Genomic DNA, 3,874 nt, shown 5'->3' with positions numbered 1-3,874 from the left:
CACCACCGATCCGCTCGACATCCGAGGCCAGCCAGGGGCAGGCCACCGCCGCGCGCGGCAGAACCGCGCCCTCGGCCAGCGGGGTGAAATCATAGTCCGTGCCGTTGATCGTCAGCACATCGCCCGCGCAGTGCAGGCTCAGCGCTACGTCGCGGCGCATGGGGGTCAGGGTGATTATCATGGGCAGCCTCTCAATACCATTTGCCGATGGCGAGGATCGCCACATAGCCAGCGATGCGGGCGCCCGCGGTGTTGTAGGCGCTGACTTCAGTGACGATTTCTGTCGTGGATGCTGCGCGCGCAAAACCGACGGTGGCGCCCGAGCACGAACAGAAGACGCGCGGTGGCGCAGAAAACTCCGCAGGCCACGTCCTCGTCGTTTCGCTGCTGGTCGATGTCAGAACCGTGCTGTCGCAGATCTGTCGGCCATCCGCGAAACGCATGTAACCGCCGTTTCCGTTGCTGCCGCTGTCCATCTCGCGGTCCAAGATCCAGCTGGCCCCATCGAATATGGCCCTGGTGTCCTTGCCGGTGCGGATATAACCGGCAGGCAGTGCCGCGCCGGTCACCGTCAGGCAATTGGCCGGGGCACAGCCATCAATCGCCAGCGTGGCTGCCCCGGTATTGGCCGCGGTGGCGCGGAACCGCACCTGCAACCCCGCGGCGGGCGTTCCGGTGAACCCGGCGCCGCTGGTCAGCGTGATCGCATTGGCCGTGCCGCCATAGGTACAGCGCAACGCGGGGCTGGCCGACAACAGCGTGGTGCTGTCGCCAACCCGCATCACCCGCCCCGGCGTGCCATCGGTGGCCGATTGCGTCACTGCCGTGCCAGTCAGCGGCACGTTTACCTGAAAAGCTGACCCGCTCAGCAGTGCGCGCTGCACGCCGCCGGTGGCAAAGCCGATCTGGTCGGCCGCCGGGTTGAGCAGCCCGGTGTTCTGATCCAGCGCAAATGCCAGCCCGGGCACCGCTGCACTGCCGGCCTGGGCCAACAGCCGCGCCGTGGCAGACTGGCAGCCAAGCGCGACCCATGCAGTTCCCGTGCAGACCAGCACGGCACTGGCCCCCGGCAGCAGCGCCAGCGTAGCCGCGCCATCGACCAGCTCTGACCCCGATGGGTCAATCGTGATCGTGCCACTGCCCGCATTCTGGGCAACCACGTCAAAGCCTGCGGTGGCTGTCGCTGCAGCGGGCAGGCTCAGCGTCCATGTGCCGCTACAGGCCAGCACCCGGCCCCGATCCGACAGCGCCACGGTATAAGCCGCAGTCTTTGCCGCATAGCTCGACAGCGGGGCACCCAGCGCGGCCAGTGCGGAGCCGACCTCGCCGGTGCTGCCCAGAAGCCCGACGATGGCTGACAAGAAAGTATTCAACCCTGCCTTGAACTGGGCTTCAGTGAGGGTGGCGCCGGTCAGGTCGGCGGCGGCGGGAAAGGCAACCATATCAGGCGCTCCACATCGGGTTGGGGTCAGACGTCCACATCGGCGTCGCGTCGGTGTTCCACATCTCGGGGATCAGGCTCCCCAGCGTCGCGGCCACCCACGGCCCGGCCGCGAGACCGATACCGCGCACCCGGATCATGGTGCGGGCCGCATGCATCAGCAGCACGGCGATCTGGCTGGCCGAGGTATCGGAGATACGTGTCCAGGACACTGCGGTCGCCCACGGGTCATCCCCCTCGGCCATCTCGATCTGATAGGTCTCGGCCCCGGCGGCCGGACGCCAGGCCAGCAGCACCCGGGTATTGTCGCCGGGGATGCGCCGCGCGATCAGCCCGGAAACGACAGGCCGTGTCACCCGACGCGACAGGGCCGACAGCCGGATCGGCGCTGCCACCTGCCCGATCTCGGCACTGTGGACCGAAGGATCATCCGGCACCGCCTCGATCGTCACCTGATAGAGACCTTTCGGCTTGATCCCGACCACCTTGCACAGGGCCGCCCAGGTGGTGCCCGGGCCAAAGGCAAGATGCGTCCGATCGCGCTCCGACGCTGTGTAAGGCACCATGTCGGGCGCTGTGACAAAGACCATCTGGTCAGCACGCGCCCCGGCTGTCACCTCCCACGGGCCCGAGACAGAGCCATCGGCCCGCCGCATCCCGACGTAATGGGTGCCTGCGCCCCAGGTCAGATCCTCGCTCACCGTCAGCGTCAGGCTGCCAGCCTCCCATGCCACCGCTTCGGCATGCGCCCCCCACGCAGGCATGTCATGCTGCACCGCGATCAGATCGCCGATCGATGGGATGAAGCCCGCCATTTCGGCGTCGAATTTCACAGACCGACGCCGGTACCTGTTGCTGGCAGCCTGATACATCCCCTCACGCATCGCATGATCACGGCCCGTGATGCCGAAGCCTTCCATTTTTGCGGGCTTGGCTGCCGCAGATCCCGGCAGCTTCGCTGTGACCCGCCGCGCAGTCCAATAGGTGCCATCGTAATAGCTGACCTCAACCGCATCCGCCGTGGCGGCGGTGGGCATCGCATAGTCCACCGCGAAACTGCCCTTGATGATATTGCGCATCGAAAACATCGCGATCGGCAGCGTCTCGGCCCCGTCTCGCACCACCCGCAGCACACCGCCCTGCATGAAAATCCGCGCCCGCCCCGCCTGTGCGATCCGCGCAACAGATTCCCACCAGCTGGCCGCGCTGTCGAACCGCCCGTCGAAACGGTCACCCCGCGCAGCCCAGACCGCATCCAGTACCAGAAGCGACGCGAGGTCGATCCGTGCATCGGCCAGCGCTGCACCGTAAGACGCATTGCGCGCCGCATCGGCAATGGCCCAGGCGATGGAACGGCTGGCCTGTGGCGCGGTCCACGCGCTGCCCGTCCAGATCGGGATCTTGCGGGTCGCAATCACCCCCACCTTGCGCGAAGCCTGCAGCGACAGGTTATTGGTCGCCCGCATCCGCATAGCGATCAGCGTCACATCCCCGAAATCCTCGGGCTCGCGCAGATAGGCCCGCAGCCCGGCCAGCGCCACATCATGCCCGATACTGCTGTCATCGTCTTTTTGATCGACGCGCCAGGCCCGCACCGCATAGCGCCCACGCGGGCTGACCGCCCGCCGGATGGACCTGCGGATCGGGGTGGAGGTCCGGTCGGTCAGCGTCACATCGGCAATCTGCACCCAAGCCCCCAGCGCATTGCCATTTGCATCGATCTGCTGCGCCTGGATGATCACCCGCAGGCTCTGGTCATTCAGTTTTCCAGAACTGCCAAGATCGAACAGACCGCGCGGCAACACCAGATCCACCGCCAGATGCGTCGCCATTGTGTCCGCCGCCGATGCGGTAAACCCTTTGATCCCGCCCAGCACTGACCGTACTGTCACATCCCCCGAGGCGGTGGCGGAACTGGCCGCCGTGACAGTATATGTATCCACCCCGGTCACCGTGGCGATGGCATAAACTCCGGTCGGCCCGCTGCCGGTGGTGAATTCCAGCTGCAATGCCTGACCCACCGCCCGGCCATGCGCTGTCTCGGTCACGGTGATTGTGGTGCCGGATTGCGCCCATGTGCCGGTCTTTGCCCCGCCAAGATCTTGCCCCGACACCTCGACAGAGGTCACGACAGCGGTGGGAAAAAGCGTCACATCGCCACCAGGTGCTACCACCTCATATTCGATCTCCTCGAAGCTGGTGACGGGTGTGTCCTCGATGCGCAGCTCTTCAACATCGTATTGCCCCGCGCCAAGGCAGAGCAGCTGGTACAGGTACTGCTCCCCACCTGCGAATTCGGTATAGGGCTGCGCCGCAAAATCTGGATACGCCAGCAGGCGTGTTGATTTCCACCCAGAAGTGACCCGGGTAGCGGCGTAATTTTCATTGAGAACTGACCCATGTGACACCTTCCCCTTGGCTGCTGGCAGCAGG

Annotated in this window: 2 protein-coding genes and 1 pseudogene; all 3 read right to left on the bottom strand. The window is 65.7% G+C overall.

Translation table 11 applies throughout. The features are described from left to right. Positions 1 to 181, bottom strand: a pseudogene (locus BMX43_RS19355) (hypothetical protein); the annotation flags it as partial. 10 nt (positions 182 to 191) lie between these two features. Beyond that, positions 192 to 1,442, bottom strand: coding sequence for a hypothetical protein (locus BMX43_RS19350; protein ID WP_091303891.1), 1,251 nt, complete (start codon positions 1,440 to 1,442; stop codon positions 192 to 194). Between the two features lies 1 nt (position 1,443). After that, a partial coding sequence (locus BMX43_RS19345; RefSeq protein WP_091303890.1) for a host specificity factor TipJ family phage tail protein occupies positions 1,444 to 3,874 on the bottom strand: 2,431 nt, incomplete at its 5' end.

The organism is Gemmobacter aquatilis, from assembly GCF_900110025.1.
GTDB lineage: Bacteria > Pseudomonadota > Alphaproteobacteria > Rhodobacterales > Rhodobacteraceae > Gemmobacter > Gemmobacter aquatilis.
The sequence above is the reverse complement of the archived record's forward strand: the minus strand, read 5'-3'. Positions and strand labels throughout refer to the sequence as shown.